The sequence below is a fragment of the Phytohabitans maris genome, assembly GCF_031085175.1.
Classification (GTDB): Bacteria; Actinomycetota; Actinomycetes; order Mycobacteriales; family Micromonosporaceae; genus Phytohabitans; species Phytohabitans maris.
Window position 1 is genome coordinate 175,698 of record NZ_JAVHUY010000008.1, and the last position, 16,983, is coordinate 192,680.

General features: G+C 72.9%; 21 protein-coding genes and 1 pseudogene. 12 read left to right on the plus strand and 10 right to left on the minus strand.

Features of this window, described 5'->3' with window-relative positions:
* Window positions 1-100 precede the first annotated feature (100 nt).
* The 7 genes from RB614_RS10745 to RB614_RS10775 all read left to right on the plus strand — a co-directional run bounded on the left by RB614_RS10745 (window position 101) and on the right by RB614_RS10775 (window position 6,155).
* On the plus strand, window positions 101-1,399 hold the full coding sequence (locus tag RB614_RS10745) for a hypothetical protein (RefSeq protein ID WP_308712264.1): 1,299 nt from the start codon (window positions 101-103) through the stop codon (window positions 1,397-1,399).
* Between the two features lie 111 nt (window positions 1,400-1,510).
* Complete coding sequence (locus RB614_RS10750) at window positions 1,511-1,870, plus strand: ArsR/SmtB family transcription factor (protein WP_308712265.1); 360 nt, start codon at window positions 1,511-1,513, stop codon at window positions 1,868-1,870.
* A gap of 1 nt (window position 1,871) precedes the next feature.
* Window positions 1,872-2,336, plus strand: a complete 465-nt coding sequence (locus RB614_RS10755; RefSeq protein ID WP_308712266.1) for an SRPBCC family protein — start codon at window positions 1,872-1,874, stop codon at window positions 2,334-2,336.
* Between the two features lie 14 nt (window positions 2,337-2,350).
* On the plus strand, window positions 2,351-2,890 hold the full coding sequence (locus tag RB614_RS10760; protein ID WP_308712267.1) for a dihydrofolate reductase family protein: 540 nt from the start codon (window positions 2,351-2,353) through the stop codon (window positions 2,888-2,890).
* Between the two features lie 158 nt (window positions 2,891-3,048).
* The gene (locus RB614_RS10765) at window positions 3,049-3,573 is read left to right on the plus strand and encodes a SigE family RNA polymerase sigma factor (RefSeq protein WP_308712268.1); all 525 of its coding nucleotides are present in this window, start codon (window positions 3,049-3,051) and stop codon (window positions 3,571-3,573) included.
* Window positions 3,570-4,772: a hypothetical protein gene (locus RB614_RS10770; protein ID WP_308712269.1), complete on the plus strand. Its 1,203-nt coding sequence runs from the start codon at window positions 3,570-3,572 to the stop codon at window positions 4,770-4,772. Before RB614_RS10765 ends, RB614_RS10770 begins: the two co-directional genes overlap by 4 nt.
* A gap of 72 nt (window positions 4,773-4,844) precedes the next feature.
* The gene (locus RB614_RS10775; protein ID WP_308712270.1) at window positions 4,845-6,155 is read left to right on the plus strand and encodes a WD40 repeat domain-containing protein; all 1,311 of its coding nucleotides are present in this window, start codon (window positions 4,845-4,847) and stop codon (window positions 6,153-6,155) included.
* Between the two features lie 155 nt (window positions 6,156-6,310).
* On the opposite strand, the gene RB614_RS10780 is transcribed toward RB614_RS10775, so the two are convergent.
* Together RB614_RS10780 and RB614_RS10785 are read right to left on the minus strand one after the other, a co-directional pair.
* Entirely contained in the window at window positions 6,311-6,769 is a 459-nt protein-coding gene (locus RB614_RS10780) for an SRPBCC family protein (protein WP_308712271.1), read from the minus strand.
* A gap of 165 nt (window positions 6,770-6,934) precedes the next feature.
* Window positions 6,935-7,507, minus strand: coding sequence for a TetR/AcrR family transcriptional regulator (locus RB614_RS10785; protein WP_308712272.1), 573 nt, complete (start codon window positions 7,505-7,507; stop codon window positions 6,935-6,937).
* 51 nt (window positions 7,508-7,558) lie between these two features.
* On the opposite strand from RB614_RS10785, the gene RB614_RS10790 reads away from it, so the two are divergent.
* On the plus strand, window positions 7,559-8,197 hold the full coding sequence (locus RB614_RS10790) for an O-methyltransferase (protein WP_308712273.1): 639 nt from the start codon (window positions 7,559-7,561) through the stop codon (window positions 8,195-8,197).
* A 39-nt stretch (window positions 8,198-8,236) separates the two neighbouring features.
* Here RB614_RS10790 and RB614_RS10795 read toward each other — a convergent pair whose 3' ends face one another.
* Entirely contained in the window at window positions 8,237-8,566 is a 330-nt protein-coding gene (locus RB614_RS10795) for a cupin domain-containing protein (RefSeq protein WP_308712274.1), read from the minus strand.
* On the opposite strand from RB614_RS10795, the gene RB614_RS10800 reads away from it, so the two are divergent.
* Both RB614_RS10800 and RB614_RS10805 read left to right on the plus strand, forming a co-directional pair.
* Window positions 8,555-8,935, plus strand: a complete 381-nt coding sequence (locus tag RB614_RS10800; protein WP_308712275.1) for a hypothetical protein — start codon at window positions 8,555-8,557, stop codon at window positions 8,933-8,935. The two genes, RB614_RS10795 and RB614_RS10800, sit on opposite strands and share 12 nt — an antisense overlap.
* A gap of 49 nt (window positions 8,936-8,984) precedes the next feature.
* Complete coding sequence (locus tag RB614_RS10805; protein WP_308712276.1) at window positions 8,985-9,482, plus strand: YcxB family protein; 498 nt, start codon at window positions 8,985-8,987, stop codon at window positions 9,480-9,482.
* Between the two features lie 2 nt (window positions 9,483-9,484).
* Here RB614_RS10805 and RB614_RS10810 read toward each other — a convergent pair whose 3' ends face one another.
* Window positions 9,485-10,141: an alpha/beta fold hydrolase gene (locus RB614_RS10810; protein WP_308712277.1), complete on the minus strand. Its 657-nt coding sequence runs from the start codon at window positions 10,139-10,141 to the stop codon at window positions 9,485-9,487.
* Between the two features lie 171 nt (window positions 10,142-10,312).
* Between RB614_RS10810 and RB614_RS10815 the strand changes: the two genes are divergently transcribed.
* Together RB614_RS10815 and RB614_RS10820 are read left to right on the plus strand one after the other, a co-directional pair.
* Window positions 10,313-11,140 carry a spermidine synthase gene (locus RB614_RS10815; RefSeq protein WP_308712278.1) on the plus strand — a complete coding sequence of 276 codons (828 nt, stop codon included), beginning with the start codon at window positions 10,313-10,315 and terminating at the stop codon, window positions 11,138-11,140.
* 75 nt (window positions 11,141-11,215) lie between these two features.
* On the plus strand, window positions 11,216-11,878 hold the full coding sequence (locus RB614_RS10820) for an alpha/beta hydrolase fold domain-containing protein (protein ID WP_308712279.1): 663 nt from the start codon (window positions 11,216-11,218) through the stop codon (window positions 11,876-11,878).
* Between the two features lie 31 nt (window positions 11,879-11,909).
* Here the strand turns inward: RB614_RS10820 and RB614_RS10825 are convergent, their stop codons facing one another.
* The 6 genes and pseudogenes from RB614_RS10825 to RB614_RS10845 form a co-directional block, all read right to left on the minus strand.
* Window positions 11,910-12,803 carry an alpha/beta hydrolase family protein gene (locus RB614_RS10825; RefSeq protein ID WP_308712280.1) on the minus strand — a complete coding sequence of 298 codons (894 nt, stop codon included), beginning with the start codon at window positions 12,801-12,803 and terminating at the stop codon, window positions 11,910-11,912.
* Between the two features lie 223 nt (window positions 12,804-13,026).
* A pseudogene (locus RB614_RS44280) lies at window positions 13,027-13,149 on the minus strand (CGNR zinc finger domain-containing protein); the annotation flags it as partial.
* 112 nt (window positions 13,150-13,261) lie between these two features.
* The gene (locus tag RB614_RS10830) at window positions 13,262-13,933 is read right to left on the minus strand and encodes a response regulator (protein ID WP_308712281.1); all 672 of its coding nucleotides are present in this window, start codon (window positions 13,931-13,933) and stop codon (window positions 13,262-13,264) included.
* Window positions 13,930-15,138, minus strand: coding sequence for a sensor histidine kinase (locus RB614_RS10835; RefSeq protein ID WP_308712282.1), 1,209 nt, complete (start codon window positions 15,136-15,138; stop codon window positions 13,930-13,932). The genes RB614_RS10830 and RB614_RS10835 overlap by 4 nt, the downstream gene beginning before the upstream one ends.
* 15 nt (window positions 15,139-15,153) lie before the next feature.
* The gene (locus tag RB614_RS10840) at window positions 15,154-15,966 is read right to left on the minus strand and encodes an ABC-2 transporter permease (RefSeq protein WP_308712283.1); all 813 of its coding nucleotides are present in this window, start codon (window positions 15,964-15,966) and stop codon (window positions 15,154-15,156) included.
* Window positions 15,963-16,901, minus strand: a complete 939-nt coding sequence (locus RB614_RS10845) for an ATP-binding cassette domain-containing protein (RefSeq protein WP_308712284.1) — start codon at window positions 16,899-16,901, stop codon at window positions 15,963-15,965. The genes RB614_RS10840 and RB614_RS10845 overlap by 4 nt, the downstream gene beginning before the upstream one ends.
* Between the last annotated feature and the right edge of the window lie 82 nt (window positions 16,902-16,983).

The window sequence follows — 16,983 nt, forward strand, 5'->3', positions numbered from 1 at the left end:
GCGGGGGACCCGCGATCGCTCCCCGTGCGGGCGATCTTGGGGTGGTCCGCGGCCTAGCGTCGCCAGGCGTCACCGAGAGACGTTCGAAGGGAACGACGTCATGCTGTCACCCGCCCGACTGGCCCGCCGCCGCGCCGGCCTCGCCTGCCTGGTCGCCGCGCCGATCCTGCTCACCGCCGCCACGGCGGTGGACCCGGCGCTCGGCGACGTGGAGTTCGCCGCCGCGATCGCCGCCGACCCCGGCGCGGCCCGCCTGCACACGCTGCTGCTGCACTGGTCCTGGGTGCTCTTCGTGCCCGGCCTGCTGGCGCTGCTCGCCCCGATCCGCCGCCGCGGCCGGGTGCTCGCCACGATCGCCTGGCCGGCCGCCGTGCTGGGGCTGGCCACGTTCGCCGGGCTCACCCTCTCCGACTACTTCGGCCTGGCCGTCCTGGAGGTCACCGACGTGGCCACCTTCGAGCGGGTCGAGGACCAGGTCGGCGGGTACGGCTGGCTGGCCGCCGGCTGGCAGGTGCCGGGGCTGCTCGGCTGGGCGCTGGCGCCGCTGCTCACCCCGCTGGCCGCCGCGCGGGCCGGGCACACCGGATGGTGGTACCCGGCCGTGGCGCTGCCCGGCTTCGTGCTGTACCTGCTCTTCGCGATCACGGAACCGCCGCTGTCGCTGGCCGGCCCGGTGCTGCTCACCGTCGCCAACGCCGTGCTCGCCGCGCGCCTGTGGGCACGCCCGCCGGCAGGGACCGCCGAGGACGGGCCCGCCCCGTTCCGGCGTACCCTCGGCGTGGTCTGCCTGATCGGCGCGCCGCTCGCGCTGGCCGCGGGCATGGCCACGCTGCCGGGTGGCGCCTTCCACATCGCCGCCGACTTCGCCGCGGATCCCGCGGCGGCCCAGGCCAGCGCGTTCTTCCTGCACCTGGCGTGGCTGCTGTTCGTGCCCGCGGTCGTCGAGGTCACCGGGCGCCTCACCGGGCGTGGCTGGCGGCTGGCTCAGGTGGCCGGCGCGGTCGCGCTGCTCGGCCTGCTGCACTTCAACGGCCTGATGATCGGCGACTACGCCGCCCTCGCCGCCGAGCAGGTCCTCGACCCGGCGCGGGTGGACGCGGTGACCGCTCGGGTGGAGGGGGACGCGTCGCTGTCGCTCGGCGTGGCCGTGCCCGGCATGCTCGGCGCGCTGCTCGGGCTGGTCCTGGTGCCGGTGGCCGCGGCCCGCGCCGGCCTCGTGCGCTGGCCGGTGCCGGTGCTGGCCGGCGCGGGGGTGGTGGCGTTCTTCGCGCTGACGGTCGGGCGGGTGCCGGGGCTGGTGGCGCCGCTGCTCCTGCTGGCCGCGTACGGGCTGCTGGCCCGCGCGGTCGCCGCCCCCGCCGCGAAGCCCGAGCCGGTGCCGCTGCCGGCGACCTCCTGACGCTCCACAGTGGACGCCTGGCCCCGGCCGCCGGGGCCAGGCGTTTTTCCTGGACCGGGTTGACAAGGGGCGCGGGGTGGAGCATATTCAACGTATAGGTTGATTAACCAAGTGGTTGAGAAAGGCGGCGGGGTGGACCGGCTGAGCGAGGTGTTCGGCGCGCTCGCGGACCCCACGCGCCGGGCGATCCTGGCCCGGCTCGCGGAGGGTGAGGCGACCGTCAACCAGCTCGCCGAGCCGTTCCCGATCAGCCTCCAGGCCGTCTCCAAACACCTGAAGGTGCTGGAGCGCGCCGGCCTGATCAGCCGCGGCAAGCAGGCGCAGTGGCGGCCGTGCCGGCTCGACGCGGGCCCGCTGCGCGAGGTGGCCGAGTGGATCGCGGAGTACCAGCGCTTTTGGGAGCAGCGGTACGACGCCCTCGGCGGATACCTGCGACAGATTCAAGAGCGTGACACCCGAGCGGAGGACTGAGATGAGCGACAACCTGACCGTGACCCTGCCGTCCGACCTGGAGATCAAGATGGTGCGGGTCTTCGACGCGCCGCGCGCGCTGGTCTTCGCGGCGCACTCGCAGGTGGAGCACGTCAAGCACTGGTGGGGTCGGGGCAACCCGCTCGACTGCGAGATGGACTTCCGCCCCGGCGGCAGCTGGCGCTTCGTGGAGCACGCGCCGGACGGCGACTACGCGTTCCGCGGCGAGTACCGGGAGATCCGGGAGCCGGAGCGGATCGTGCAGACCTTCGAGTTCGAGGGCATGCCGGGCCACGTCTGCGTCGAGACCCTGGAGCTCACCGAGGAGGACGGCCGGACCGTGGTCACCAGCGTCACCCGGTTCGACACCAAGCAGGACCGCGACGGCATGGTCGCCTCCGGCATGGCCGACGGCGCCCGGGAGTCGTACGACTCGCTCGCCGCCTACCTGGCGAAGCTCTCCTGAGCGGCGGGGGAGCCATGGGTAGGTCGATCGTCACGGTGCAGATGTCAGCGGACGCCAGCATCGGCCCGTCCATCGGATGGTACGAGCCGGACGGCGCGCACGAGGCCGCCGGCGAAGACGAGGTGCGCCTCGCCGGCGCGATGCTGCTGGGCCGCAAGACGTACGAGGCCCTCGCTCCAATCTGGACGAAGACCACCGGTGACTTCGCCGACCGGGTCAACGGCATCCCGAAGTACGTGGCCTCGACGAGCCTGACCGGCCCGCTGGACTGGAACGCCACGCTCATCGAGGGCGACCTCGCCGAGCGGGTGCGCCACCTCAAGGCGGAGCACCAGGGCGACCTGCTGACCTACGGCTGCGGCAAGTTCGCCTTCGCGCTGGTCGCGGCGGGTCTCGTCGACGAGGTCCACTTCTGGCTGCACCCGGTCGTGTGGAGCGAGGCGGACCGGCCTTTCCACGGCCTCGGCCGGGTCCGCATGCGGCTCAAGGACTCCAGGGTCTTCGGCAACGGCGTCGTGCGGCAGAACTACGAGCCGCTGTCCGTCGAGCGCTAGCCGGCGGTCCCCACGGCTGTGATCGAGGCTCCCCTCAAGTCGCTAGAACGACTTGAGGGGAGCTTCGATCACAGCCACTTCTTTGCGTGGGCTTCTGACCTTTCGGGCCGGCTCGGCGTGTACATCTATGGCGAGCCGGCGCGCATCGGAGGGTACGGGTGGAGGACCGCGATGGTTTCCAGGAGTTCGTGCGGGCCAGGCTGATGTCGCTGTCCCGGGTGGCCTACCTGCTGGCGGGTGACCACAACGCGGCGGAAGACCTGGTCCAGAGCACGTTGATGAAGGTCGCGCTGCGCTGGCACCAGGTCCGCGAGGCGGCCGACCCGGACGCGTACGTGCGCCGGATCCTCTACAACGAGCGGATCAGCGCCTGGCGGCGGCGCGGCCGGGGCGCCGAGGTGTTGACCGACACGCCCCCCGAGCGACCGTCCACCGTGGACGAAGCGGAGGCGGTGGCGCGCCGGCTGATGCTGCGGCGGGCGTTGGCGCGGCTGACCGCCCGGCAGCGGGCGACGATCGTGCTGCGGTTCTTCGAGGACCTGTCGCCGGCCGAGGCCGCCGAGGTGCTGGGCTGCTCCGTCAACGCGGTCAAGAGCCAGACCCACCACGCCGTCGGCCGGCTGCGCGCTCTGGCGCCGGAACTCGCCGAGCTGCTCGAACGTTCCACGGAGGTGCCGAGATGAGTGACCTGCGCGAGCTCCTGTCCGATGTGGCGGAGCAGGCCAGGAGGTACGACGTCACCGACCGCGCGGTGCGGGCGGCGCGGCGGCGGGCCCGGGCGCGCCGGTACGCGCCGGTCGCGGCGCTAGCGGTGGTCGCGCTGGTGGTGGGCGGCGTCTGGATCCCGCTCGCGTCGACCCGCACCGGTGACTCGATGGTGGCCGGTCCGGTGCCGTGGTTGCCGGAGGTGGTCGCGGCGCCCGCGCAGGCACCGCCGGTGCTGGGCGCGAACCAGCGCGTGGGGTTGGGCTCGCTGCTCTACCGGGTGCGGGGGCGGCCGGACACGATCCTGCTCGCCCAGAACGGTCGGCAGTACACGATCCCGGACGCGGGCGATCCGGTCGCCCTGGCCCTTTCGCCGGACGGCCGGTGGCTGCTGCTGGACGTCGATCACCGGCTGCTGATGCAGGACCTGCGCGACGGCGGCCGGCGGGAGCTCAGCACCACCGTTCCGGACCGGATCTCCTGGCGCTGGTCGTCGGACGGCAGGTGGCTCGTGCTCGCACCGGCGTTGGCCGAGACCACGGCACCCGCCGGTGACCACACTCTGCGCCTGATCGACCTGACCGCCGGGGGACCGGTGTGGAGTCGTACGCTGCCGCCGGGCACGTTCGTGCTGGGCGTGTCGGGTTCCGGCGAGATCTTCACCGTGTACCTCGGCACGGAGCCCGACGCCCCGCGCACGGGCGTGGAGTCGCTCGGCGTACTCCACCCGTCCCGCGCGGCGCGGACCCTTCCCCTGCGGCGGATCGCCGGGGTCCTGCGGCCGGGAGAGCAGCTCAACGTGACGCCCGGCCAGGTGCTGGTCGACGGCTCCCACGCCATCATGCGCACCTGGATCGCGCAGGCCGTGGGCGACGTGACCGCCGTGTCGGCCGACGACGTCCTCGTGGTCGACACCGGCAGCGGCGCGGCGCAGCGCCGCATCGAGCTGCCCGACCCCGTACTTCGCGCGGCCCCGCGCGGTAGGCCGGCCGACCCGGTGACCGACGCCCGCGACCTACTGGTGACGGCGCCGGAGGGCGTTCTGCTGCTGCACCACCGGCTCGACGGAACCGTCGACCTGGAGCTGATGGACCGGGAGACCGGCGAGCTGAGGCTGGCCACCCGCCGCGCCGACGACCGGATCGAGGACCTTCGCCCCCGCGGCTACGCGTCCTGAGCAAAGTGTCTCCCGACCCCCTCCAACCCGGGGCGGCGCCGCCGACCCCGTCGACACGCAGGAGGTATCCCGATGACGGCCCGGTTGGCACGGGTGCTTTTCGACGCGACGGAGCAGGCCCCACCGGTACCCCCGGCTGAGGACATGTGGCGGCGCGGACGCCGCAGGCGGCGACGGCGCCGGACCGCCGCGGCGCTGGCCTGCCTGTTGACGGTGGCGGCGGCCCTGGTCTGGGCACCGCAGCGGTCGCGGACCAGCCTCCAGTTCGCCGGCACGGGCGCGACGGTGCTGCCTTCCTCGGTCGCCGAGCCGCACCTGTGGCAGCGCACCCTCGACGGCGACCCGAACGGGCCGGTCAAGCTCGCCTTCACCACCGGCCACAGCCTCAACCTGGAGACCGCGCTGGTGCTGGTCGGGGCCGACGACGGCTACCGGCTGGACTACACCGAAATGGGCCTGGAGCCCGCCGTGCTCTCCCCGGACGGCCGCTGGCTGCTCGACCGGAACCTGCGCGACCTGGTCACCGGCCAGACCCGCGACCTGGACCGCTCGCTCACCGGCTACGTGCCGGCCGTGTGGGCGCCCGACAGCCGCACCGCGGTCGGCGTCATCATGCCGGACGGCGGTGCGACCGGCTACGGCCCGGACGGCGAGGAGCTCGACGGCCCGGACGACGAGGCCGTCCTGGTCGACGCCGCCAGCGGTGGCGTACGCACGATCGGCACGTTTCCGGACGCGACCAGGTGGCAGGCGGCGTTTTCCCCGGACGGCGACACGATCGCCATGCACGCCCTCGGCGCCGGTACGGAAAGCGTGCTGACGATCGTCGACACCGACTCCCCGGACCCGCCCCGCACGGTGACCGTTTCCGAGCGGCAGCGGCTCGCCGGGCCCGCCGCGTGGACGCCCGACGGCGCCCAGATCCTGCTCGCCGCCGCCGAGGGTTGCGCCTGGGGGGCCCAGTGCGCCGGCCAGACCTGGCACCTCCAGCGGATCGACGTCGCCACCGGCACGGTCACCGACGAGACCACGCGCGGCCGGCGCGGCACCCCGAGCGTCGTCGCCTGGCGCGACGGCGAACCCATCGCGCAACTGACCCGCGACGACCGCTCATGCGAAACGGTCGCGCTCACACCGACCGGCACGCGGACGCTGCCGCTGACCGCCGCCGGGATCGGCTGCGCCGACTACGCCCGCGACCTGCTCGAGGAAGGCACGCTCGGCGGCCCCGGCATCGAGCCCTCGATGTGGGAGGCCCAGTGGTGGGCGTACGCGCTGGTGGTCGTCCTGCTCGCGCCGCTTCCCCTGATCGCCCGGCGCATCTGGCGCCGCAAGCGGTCGCGTGACCAGAACCCGGTTGGCCATGATGGACACTCCCCGTGAGGCCCGGCGCCGGTCGCGCGGCCGGTTGCGGCGAAGTCCACATCAGACCGATGGCCGTGCCTTCGGCGGTCGCTTTCGGGGCGGGCTCCCTGCCGGCATTCCGATTTCATCGCGCCGCGGCTCGCCGGCCGCGTGCTGACCGCGACGGGCCTGGATCAGCGGCGTTCGGCCAGCGCGGCGAGCCGGTCGAGCGAGGCGCGTAGCTTGTCCGCCGTGGTCGCTCGGGCGCGCGGTATGCGCTTGTCGTCGCTGAGCTGTGTCCAGTCGTAGGTGTGCGTGACACGCGTGCGCGCCGGGTCGATCGGCTCGAGTGCCCACCGCCACAGATGACCGGGTGGCGGCTGGCCGGGTTCGCTCGGTCGCCACGCGATGCGGCGCCCCTCGACGAACTCGACCACGTGGTTCTCCCGGACACTGCCCACGGTGAGCGCCATGACGAAGACGTCGCCGACCGCGCGGACGCGCTGCCCGGAAGGCGCCTGGGCCAGGTTGTCGTTGCCGTCCCAGCGTGGCTGCTGCGACGGGTCGGCGATCAGCTCGAAGATCTCCACCGCGGGCGCGGCGATGTCGCGGCTGGCGGTGACGACCTGCGGTGGTTCATCTGTGCTTGTCACGGCAGCATCGAAACACACGGCCGGGCTACGACTCCGACCGGCTGCTCCGACACGCTGTCGCCGATGTGCGGACGCTCCGTCGCGCACGAGGGGCGCCGCACCGGCCCGTATGACGACCTGCTCTCGGCGGTGCCGGAGGTATCCGCGCGTCCGTGAGCGTCCGCGTCAGGCGCCGGCGAGGGTTGCTCTGACCAGCTGTGCCACGAACGCCTCGGTGATCTGCTGGCCGGTTACCAGCGCCCGGTAGTAAAGCGGTCCGACGAGGCGGTCGGCGAGGGTGTCGAGGTCGGCTTCGGCCGGCAGTTCGCCCCGCCGCTGGGCACGCTCCAGCGGCTGCCGGTCGCGGGCCCGTTGGTGGGTGAGGTGTTCGGCGCGTAATCGAGCCGCCAGTCGGGGGTTGTGCTGGCCTTCGGCGGCGAGCGCGCGAAATACCGCTCCGGCGTCCGAGGCGGTCAGGAAGCGGCTGATCGCTGTGAGGTGTGTGACCAGGTCCCGCGTCAGGTCGCCGGTGTCCGGTGGGGTCAGTTCCTCGGCGGCGTCGGTGAGGAAGGCTTCCAGCAGGATGTCGGTCTTCGATGGCCACCATCGGTAGATGGTCTGTTTCGCGACACCGGCCCGCTGCGCGATCCCCTCCACGGTGAGCGCGGCGAATCCCTTCTCCACCAGCAGGTCATCGGCCGCCTCCAGGACGGCGAGCCGTGCCTGCTCGCTGCGTCCGTGCCGGTTTCCGCGATGCACAGCCATCTCCTTGTCTTGAGTAGACGCAACGTCCCGTCTACTCTAGCGGTCATGACCGCACTGTTGACCGAACCCCTCCGCGGTGTCCTCGAACGGCTGCACGACGCTGCCCGGCACGACGACGATCTGCACCTCGCGCCGCCGCCGCCGGACGCCTCCGCTCAGCAGCGCGCCGACGCCCTCGCGTCGGCCTACCTGCCGGTCTCCGCCGAGGGTGGCCGGCTGCTCTACAGCCTCGTCCGCTCGGCTCGGCCGCGGACCGTCGTCGAGTTCGGCACGTCGTACGGGATCTCCACGCTCTACCTGGCCGCCGCCGTACGCGACAACGGAGCCGGGAAGGTGGTGACCACCGAGCTCAGCGCGGCCAAGGTCGCCGCGGCCCGGGCCAACCTCGCCGATGCGGGTGTGGCCGACGTGGTCGAGGTCCTGCCGGGCGACGCGCGGCAGACCCTCGCCGCCATCGACGGCCCGGTCGGCCTGGTGCTGCTCGACGGCTGGAAGGACCTGTACCTGCCGGTGCTGCGGCTACTCGAGCCGCAACTGGCTCCCGGCGCTCTCGTGATCGGCGATGACACGAGCTTCGCCACCGTGCGGCCCTACCTCGACTACGTCCGGGACCCGGCCAGCGGATACCTGAGCGTGGACTTCCCGGTCGAGGACGGGATGGAGATCAGCTGCTACGCCGGCTGAGCCGGCCGCCGACCGCCCGCGCCACGGGCCGGCAGCTGGTCAGTGCTGTGGGGGTGGCCCGAGCAGTTCGATGCCGTGCCGGGCGCCGGCATGCCCCAGGGCGGCGGGATCGATCGGCGCCGGGTCCGGCAACCGGCGTTCGACGGCGGGTGTGCCGGCCTCGGCGGCGAAGCGCTCGAAGCCGGACGGGGTGGTGATCTGCAGCGTGCGCAGCGGCTCGTCGGGGCCGACGAGGAAGGTGTGCGGAAGCCCGACCGGCAGCAGCACGAAGTCGCCCGGCCCGGCGGTGAAGCTCTCCCCGTCACAGCGAAACTCGGCGGTCCCGGATAGCAGGTAGAACAGTTCGTCCTCGGCTTGGTGCCGGTGCACGGGCGGCGCGAATCCGGGCGGGTTGACGAACTCGACGACGGTGAGGCGGCCGCGGCCACCCGGATCAACAGCCGCGCCGCGCCGATCTTCGAGACCGTCCGCCGCGCCGCCGACCAGGGACCCGAGGTCGCCGAGGTGTGGGAGACGCTGCTGCGTAACCGGAGGATCGGCGCGCGCATGGTCGTCGAGCGGGTCAACGCACTCGGTCCGCTGCGTCAGGGGTCCGATGTGGAGCGGGCGGTCGACGTGCTGTGGGTTTTCAACGACCCGGCTCTCTACGACGCCCTGGTGCGCCGCCGCGGCTGGACCGACGACGCCTTCCGCGCGTGGCTCTCCGAACGCATGCGGGACGCGCTCCTGGTCGAGTGAGTCGAGAGCCCAGGGACGCGGCCGGCGGGTGGGGCACTATCGTCTTGGCGTGCACATCCGTTTCGACGTGCCAGCCGATCCCGCCTACCCAGGCCGCGTGGCCGACGCGCTCAGCCGCGTTCGGCTGCGCAAGTACGAGCTGATCGGCGCGGTGCTGGCGGCGGTCGGGGCGATCGGTCTGGCCGTTTCCGGAGGCTTGGCGTGGGGCGACAAGCTCTCGCTGCTGTGCATGCCGCTGGTCGTCGGTGGCCTGCTGTCGATGCTGTACCCGCCGTGGGTGCGGTGGCGCGCCCGGCGTCGCTCCGGTCGCTACGCCGTCGAGGGCGCGTACGACATCACCGACGACAACATCATGATGCGCAGCGGCTCGGAGTCCGGCGGGATCGCCTGGGACGGGGTCGCACGGGTAAAAGCCACCCCGGAGTTTTGGATCGTCTACGTCGGACGGATGCCGGCGACCGTGATTCCACGCCGCTTGATGTCAGCCGAGGACGCCGAGACGCTGCGAGCCTACATGGCCGGCCGCGGGCTGCTCCCGCCCCGGTGAGTTCATCCGCCGCCGGCCGGGCGCAGGTATCCGGTCAGCCGGTCGGCGAGCTGCTTGGGGTGGCTGAGCGTCAATGCGTGGCCGCCGTCGATCTCGTCCGGGGCGGTGCCGAGCCGGTCGGCGGCCACCCGGCGCTGGAAGTCCGCTGGGAAGAACCGGTCCTCGCGGCCGATGAGCACTTTCGTCGGCACGCGCGGCCAGGCGTCCAGGGGCCAGGGCTCGTTCCACTCGCCGCTGACCTGGTCCCGGCCGTGCGCCGCGGCCCGCGCGACGACGTCGGCCGGTACGCCGTTGAAGAACTGCTGCTGCTCGCTGAGCCCTTCCGGGCCGCGGTAGCCGGTGTTGTCCCACCAGTCGCCGGGCTTCTCGCCGGGTCTGGGGATCATCGGATTGAGCAGCACCAGCAGCCGCACCGGCAGCTTGTCGGCGATCAGCGGCCCGGTGAACCCGCCATAGGAGTGTGCGACGACCACGAGGTCGCCGCGGCCGCCGATCGCGTTCACGACGGTTTCGCAGAACTCGGCGAAGCCCGCCGAGCTGTCCTCGATCGGCAGCTCCGGCACCACCACGTCGTGGCCGCGGCCGGTCAGCTCGGGAACCAGAAGATGCCAGTCCCAAGCGCTGCCCCCGCCGCCGTGGATCAGAACGAACGTCGCCATACCCCGAAGCCTCACACATCGGTACGACACCGGCCACCCGGCCCGGCCCGACGCGTCGGCGGTCAGCGTGCCCACGCTTGTCGCGTAAGCCACCCTCCCGCCGACGTCGCGCTCACCGCCCGCCGCAGCGCGGTAGACCAGGTCTCTTTCGGGTCGGATACGGTGTGCGCTATGGCCCGACACCAGCGACGACGTGCCGCCGTACGGGTGCCGGTCGCCTCGCATGTCATCGAGCTCGTGCCTGTTTCGACCCGTCCGGGGGCCCGTGTGTTGTACGTCGACGGCGTGGCCCAGTCCTATGTGGACCTGGTCGACCCGACGTACCTGCATTTCGACTACGTACGCCGGATGGCCTCGGTCATCGACGCGGCGGCGCCCAAGCGGGAGCCGGTAGACGCCCTGCACCTGGGCGGGGGCGGCTTCACGCTGCCGCGTTACCTGGCCGCGACCCGTCCCGACTCGACCCAGGTCGTGGTGGAGCGCGACGCCGCCCTGCTCGACCTGGTACAGCGCGAGCTCCCGCTGCCCCATGGGGATCTGCGGGTGCGGCTGGCCGATGCCGGAGAGGCGATCGAGGCCGAGCCGGCCGCCGGCTACGACCTGGTGCTCGCCGACGTCTACGAGGCGGCCAAGATGCCGGCACACGTCGCCGGTGTCGAATTCGCGGCGCAGGTGGCGCGGGTGCTGCGGCCCGACGGGCTCTACACCGTCAACCTGACCGATCTGCCCCCGCTGGGCTACTCGCGGGTCCAGGCGGCGACGCTGCGCGCCGTGTTTGCCGACGTCTGCCTGATCGCCGGCCGGGCGATGCTACGCGGCCGGCGGTACGGCAACGTCGTGCTGGCCGCGGCGCGGAAACCCGGCCGGCTGCCGGTGGCCCGTCTGACCACCCGCGCGCTGCGTGACCCGGTCGCCGGCGTCGTGCTGCACGGCGCGGCCCTGGACCGTTTCATCGACGGCGCCCAGCCGCTACACCAGACGACAAGCCCGTCAGGGTAGCCGCGCGACAATTACTCGAAGGTAGGCGGGTGGGTTTGGTAGCCCGGCGGGTGAGGGGCGCATCATGCTGGGGCGGTGACGGAGCGGGGCGTGGTGTTGTGGTTGCCGGGTGGTGGCTGGCGCGGATGGTCGACCGAAGACGGCGCGGCGTTGGCCGGGCACGGGCTGACGGTGGTGCCGGGCCGCTACCGGCTCAGCCACCAGGCGCCCTGGCCGGCGCAGCTGGCCGACGTACGGGCGGCCGCGCACGAGCCGCTCGCGCGGGCCCGGAGCGCTGGTGTGCCGTTTCTGGTCGCCGGCGACTCAGCCGGTGGACATCTGGCGTTGCAGCTGGGCCTGCGCGGCGTCGCCGAGCCGGGTGACGTCGACGCCGTACTGGCGTTCTGGCCACCGGTCGACCCGCTCGCCGACGACTGGCTCCGCGCGCTGCGGACCACGCGCTCGGGCGACAATCCGTGGCGGGATCTGCTCGGCCACGAACCGGCGGCCGGCGATCCGCTGACGGTCGACGCCATCCCGCTGAGCCACGTCGGCAATCAGGTGCCGGTGCTGGTCGTTCACGGCCTTCACGACACCGCCGTACCGGTCAGCCAGACCGCCGCGCTGGTGTCGGCGTTGCTGCGTGCCGGGCATCCGGTCCACTCGCTGATCACCCACGGCGGTCACGCTCTGCGACTTGACCGCCCGGACATCGCCGCGGTCGTCGCCGCCTTCCTCGACGCCAACCTGCTCCGCTGACCGCCCCCGCAGGAGCCGCGGTGACGGGTGGCTATTGCGGTCGGTGGCTGGTTCGTCCGCGCAGCCAGGCGAGCAGTGTGTTGGTGTAGTCGGTGCTGATGGATTGGGGTGTGTCGGCGCCGGCGAGGGTCGGTGCGTGGGTGCAGCCAGCGAGCTGGTGGACGGTCAGGTCGGCGGTGCCGGCGGTGCGTCGCCATACGTCGATGCTCTGCCCGGCGGGGGTCCATTCGTCGTTCTCGCCGTAGAACAGCAGCGTCGGGCAGCGTACCTGGGCGATGAACGGCTCCGGGTCGTAGTCCATGTCGTCCCAGGTGCCGGGGTGATCGTTCAGGTCGCGGGGGACGTAGGCCAGCGGAAACCAGGGCCGGTCGGCGTAGCGGTCGATGACCGCTTGGGCGCTGCGGCGGTCGATGTGCCCGCGGACGGCACTCTCGAGGGCTTGGCGTAGGTCGGCCAGTCCGGCGAGGTCGGCGTCGCCGTAGCCGTGCAGCCGTAGCTGTTGTGCGGTCCCGTACCGCATCTGGACCGCGGGGCTGACCCCACTGGTGCCGATCAGGATGAGGAAGGCGATCAGCTCGGGCCGGCGGGCCGCGACCGCGGTCGCCGGCCAGGTGCCCTGGCTCCACCCCCACAGGCCCACCGGGACGCCGTCGATCTCGCGGCGCAGTCGCGTGACGGCCGCGAGGGCGTCGTCTGCCTGGACGGCGAACGGCACGTCGCCGTGCGTGTGCGGGCGGCGGTCGAAGCGCAGCACCGCCACGCCAGCCTGGGGAAGCTCGCGTGCCAGGTGCGCGTACAGCAATGACGAACGTCGCGGCGCGGCGGAGCCGTGCAGGACGACCACACCGGCGCGCGCCGGACGCTCGGGCGGTGTGTCCAGCGTGGCGGGCAGCGACACGTCACCGGCGTCGATACTTAGCTCCACGCGGCCAGTCAAGCAGACACCGCAACCCGGCCACCTTTACCAAACGCACGCTCATGCCGACGAGGCGGGTGCCGGTTGGGTGGGGCGCGCGGTGAAGAAGCGGGTGATGTCGCCGGGGCCGCGGTTGACGAACCGCGAGCGGACGTACTCCGATGTGGACGGAAGGTGCGGCGGGCGCTCACCGCGCGGTTGAGCGGTGAGGCCCGGCTGGCCGCCGGCCGGATCAGGCGGACCGTCGTTTGCGTGCGCGGTGCGCGGTGACCCGGGTGCGGCTGGCGCAGGCGGGGGAGCAGTAGCGGCGGATCCGCTGTCGTGAGGTGGTGACGAAGACCCGTTCGCATCCGGTTGCGGGGCATCGCGGCGATCCAACTGGTGGCCGCCGCGCTGGGCACGATCACCGGCCGGCCCCAGCGGGCCGACCCGCTGGACCAGGCCAGGCCGCAGGCCCCGAGTCGTGGTCACGGGGAGGCGGAACGGGCGAAGCCCGTCTGGTAGGCGAGGACGACGAGTTGGGCGCGGTCTCGTACGCCCAGCTTGGCCATGATGCGGTTGACGTGGGTCTTCGCGGTCAGCGGGGAGACGTAGAGGCGTTCGGCGATGGCGTTGTTGGAGAGCCCGGCGGCGACGAGGGTGAGCACTTCGCGCTCGCGTTCGGTGAGGGCGGCCAGTTCGGCCGGTGCGGTGCCGGTGGCGGGTTCCGGGCCGGCGAGGTAGCGGGTGATGAGCGCCTTGGTGGCCTTCGGCGACAGCAGTGCCTCGCCGCTGGCGACGACCCGGATCGCGTCGAGCAGGTCGGCCGGTTCGACTCCTTTGCCGAGGAAGCCGCTGGCCCCGCTGCGCAGGGCCTGGAAGACGTGCTCGTCGGCCTCGAACGTGGTCAGGATCAGCACCCGTACCCCGGCCAGGGCGTCGTCGGCGGTGATGGCCCGGGTGGCGGCGAGGCCGTCGAGGTCGGGCATGCGGATGTCCATCAGGATGACGTCGGCGCGGGTCTGCCGGGCCAGCCGCACCGCCTCGTGCCCGTTCGTCGCCTCGCCCACGACATCGAGGTCGGGTGCGTTCTGGATCAGCATGCGAAACCCGGCCCGGATGAGGGCCTGGTCGTCGGCGAGCAGGACGCGGATGGTCATCCGGCGGTCTCCATCGCGGCGGGGTGCCCGGCGGCCGGCAGGTCGGGCAGGGGGAGGCGGGCGTCGAGGTGGAAGGTGCCGTCGGGGTCGGGTCCGGCGTCCAGGCTGCCGCCGGCGGCGTGGGCGCGTTCGCGCATGCCGGTCAGCCCGTTTCCGGTGCCCGTCGCCGCGGGCGGGCGGGTGCGCACAGCGTTGCGGATCTCGATGCGCAGCACGTCCGGGCGGTAGTCGACCAGCAGCCGGGCCCCGCCGGCGCCGTGCTTGTGGGCGTTGGTCAGCCCTTCCTGGATGATCCGGTACGCGGCCAGGTCGGTGGCGGTCGGCAGCGGCCGTGGCTGTCCGGCTTGCCGGTGCTGGATGCGCAGCCCGGCGGCGGTCAGTGTCTCCAGGAGGTGGCCGAGGCGGGACAGGCCGGGGACGGGCTCGGTCGGTTGCGCCTCCTCCCCGGACTGGCGCAGCACGTACAGCAGGGAGCCGAGCTCGTCCAGGACGGTGCGGCCGGCCTGGCGGATGTGGCCGAGCGCCTCGTCCGCCTGGTCGGGCTGGCTGCGCAGGACGTGGCTGGCCACCCCGGCCTGGACGTTGATCAAGGCGATGTGGTGGGCGATCACGTCGTGCAGTTCCCGGGCGATGCGCAGGCGCTCCTCGGCGACCCGGCGGCGGGCCTCTTCCTCCTTGGTCGCCTCGGCGCGGACCGCTCGCTCCTCGGTCGCGGCGAGGTAGTCGCGCCAGGTGCGGACGGTCCCGCCGATGGCGGCGGCCATGCCGGTCCAGGCGATCGCCCCCAGGCTCTCGGCGCCGGTGACCGAACCGGCCGTGACGGCACTGGTCGCGTACAGGCTGGCGGCCGTGGCGAGGGCGGCGACCACCGCGACCCGCTGGCTGGCGGTCCGGGTGACGGTGTAGACCGCGATGACCGCGGCGGCCTCGAGCACGGGCGTCCGGTCGCCGGACGCGGCGGTGAGCACGATCTGGCCGAGGACGGCGAGCGCCAGCACGGCCAGCGGCGCCCGGCGCCGGGCCAGCAGCAGGACGAACGCGATCCCGGCGGCCACCGCGTCGGCCCCGGTCGGCTGATGACCGTCGGGGCCGAACCCGAGCACCAGCGGCAGCACGCCGACCCCCGCCACCAGGGTGGCGAGGGCGGCGTCGAGCAGGTACGGGTACTTACGGTTCACCCGCCGCAGCCACGCCGGGCCGATCATGTACTCACCGTACTGTCACGCGTCGCGGCGCTTGAGCAGTACGGCCGCGCCGGCCAGCAGTACGGCGACGTAGCCGGCGAAGACGGCCAGCCCGGACCAGGCCGACAGCGACGGGCTGGTGGCCTCGACCGCCATGAACGACCCGGCCGCGTTCGAGGGCAGGTAGGGGGAGATGGTGTCGCCCCAGCTGGCGGGCAGCAGCTGGACGAGACCGGGCAGTACGAAGAGCGCGCCGACCACGGTCGTGATCGCGCCGGCGGTGTTGCGCAGCAGCGCGCCCACGGCCAGACCGATCAGCCCGGCCCCGGTCAGGTAGACCGCCGCGCCGACGACCGCCCGGAACACCCCGGGATCGGCGAGCGTGACGCTGTCGAAGCCGCGGGAGGAGAGGATCGCCTGGCCGGCCAGGAAGGCCACCAGCGACGTGCCGAGCATCAGCACGAAGCTCACCGCGGCGAAGACGGTCGCCTTGGCCCAGAGCACCGGCAGGCGTGCCGGCACCGCGGCGAGGGTGGCCCGGATCATCCCCGAGGCGTACTCGCCGGTGCTCATCAGCACGCCGAGCGCGGCGGTGGCGAGCGCGGCGAGCATCGCCCCGGCCAGGCTGATCGAGGCCGGATCGCCGAAGTCGTTCTGGCCGGGCCCGCCGTCCCCGGAGCCGACGAGGCCGCTGATGAGTGATCCGATCCCGATCGTGAGCAGCGCGGTGATCGCCAACGTGAAGATTGTGGAACGCAGCGACCAGAACTTGATCCACTCCATGCGCAGTACCCGCGACGGCGTGACCCGCGGGTCGCCCGCGGGGCGGGTGAGGGTGGTGGTGCTCATCGGTTCGTCCTTCCGGCGGTGGCCAGCGCGTCGGTTGTGGCGTGGTACTCGACGGCGTCGCGGGTGAGCTCCATGAACGCCTCCTCCAGCGAGGCCTCCCGCGGTGACAGTTCGTGCAGGACCAGGCCGGCGGCGGCCGCGCGCTCACCGATCCGCGCGGGGTCCAGCCCGGTGACCTCCAGCACGCCCGGTTCGGCGTTGGTGACGGTGACGCCCTCGCCCAGCAGCAGGGCGCGCAGGCCGGCGGCCTGCGGCGAACGCACCCGTACGCCGCGGCTCGACGCCCGCGCGATGAAGTCGGCGATCGGTCCGGCGGCCAGCAGCCGGCCCCGCCCGATCACGATGAGGTCCTCGGCGATCAGCGCCATCTCGCTCATCAGGTGCGAGGAGACGAAAACCGTCCGCCCCTGCCCGGCCAGGCTCTTGAGCAGGTTGCGGATCCACAGCACGCCTTCGGGGTCCAGCCCGTTGACCGGCTCGTCCAGCATGACGATCCGCGGGTCGCCGAGCAGCGCCGAGGCGATGCCCAGCCGCTGCCCCATGCCGAGCGAGAACCCGCCGGCCCGCTTGCGGGCCACCTCGCTCAGACCGACCATGTCGATGACGTCGAGCACCCGGCCCTTGCCGATGCCGTTGCTCGCCGCCAGGGACAGCAGATGGTGGTACGCCGGGCGACCCGGGTGGATCGCCTTCGCCTCCAGCAGCGCCCCGATCTCCCGCAGCGGCGCCTTGAGCTGGGCGTACGAGCGGCCGTTGACGCGTACCTGCCCCGACGTGGGCCGGTCCAGGCCCATGATCACCCGCATCGTCGTCGACTTGCCCGCCCCGTTGGGGCCGAGGAAGCCGGTGACCACGCCCGGCCGTACGGCGAAGCTCAACGAGTCGACCGCGAGCTTCTCGCCGTACCGCTTGCTGAGGTCGTTCACCTCGATCATGTGCCACCCTCCAGCTGTCTGGCTCGATCGCTCAAGACTCGCCGGAACACCGGGCGGCGACATCGTCCAGCCGCAGACACCG

Bases quoted from the DNA above. Each gene is read 5' to 3' on its own strand.
- RB614_RS10745 (WP_308712264.1), top strand. From the start codon at position 101: ATGCTGTCACCCGCCCGACTGGCCCGCCGCCGCGCCGGCCTCGCCTGC.
- RB614_RS10755 (WP_308712266.1), top strand. From the start codon at position 1,872: ATGAGCGACAACCTGACCGTGACCCTGCCGTCCGACCTGGAGATCAAG.
- RB614_RS10760 (WP_308712267.1), top strand. From the start codon at position 2,351: ATGGGTAGGTCGATCGTCACGGTGCAGATGTCAGCGGACGCCAGCATC.
- RB614_RS10770 (WP_308712269.1), top strand. From the start codon at position 3,570: ATGAGTGACCTGCGCGAGCTCCTGTCCGATGTGGCGGAGCAGGCCAGG.
- RB614_RS10775 (WP_308712270.1), top strand. From the start codon at position 4,845: ATGACGGCCCGGTTGGCACGGGTGCTTTTCGACGCGACGGAGCAGGCC.
- RB614_RS10790 (WP_308712273.1), top strand. From the start codon at position 7,559: ATGACCGCACTGTTGACCGAACCCCTCCGCGGTGTCCTCGAACGGCTG.
- RB614_RS10810 (WP_308712277.1), bottom strand. From the start codon at position 10,141: ATGGCGACGTTCGTTCTGATCCACGGCGGCGGGGGCAGCGCTTGGGAC.
- RB614_RS10815 (WP_308712278.1), top strand. From the start codon at position 10,313: ATGGCCCGACACCAGCGACGACGTGCCGCCGTACGGGTGCCGGTCGCC.
- RB614_RS10830 (WP_308712281.1), bottom strand. From the start codon at position 13,933: ATGACCATCCGCGTCCTGCTCGCCGACGACCAGGCCCTCATCCGGGCC.
- RB614_RS10835 (WP_308712282.1), bottom strand. From the start codon at position 15,138: ATGATCGGCCCGGCGTGGCTGCGGCGGGTGAACCGTAAGTACCCGTAC.
- RB614_RS10840 (WP_308712283.1), bottom strand. From the start codon at position 15,966: ATGAGCACCACCACCCTCACCCGCCCCGCGGGCGACCCGCGGGTCACG.
- RB614_RS10845 (WP_308712284.1), bottom strand. From the start codon at position 16,901: ATGATCGAGGTGAACGACCTCAGCAAGCGGTACGGCGAGAAGCTCGCG.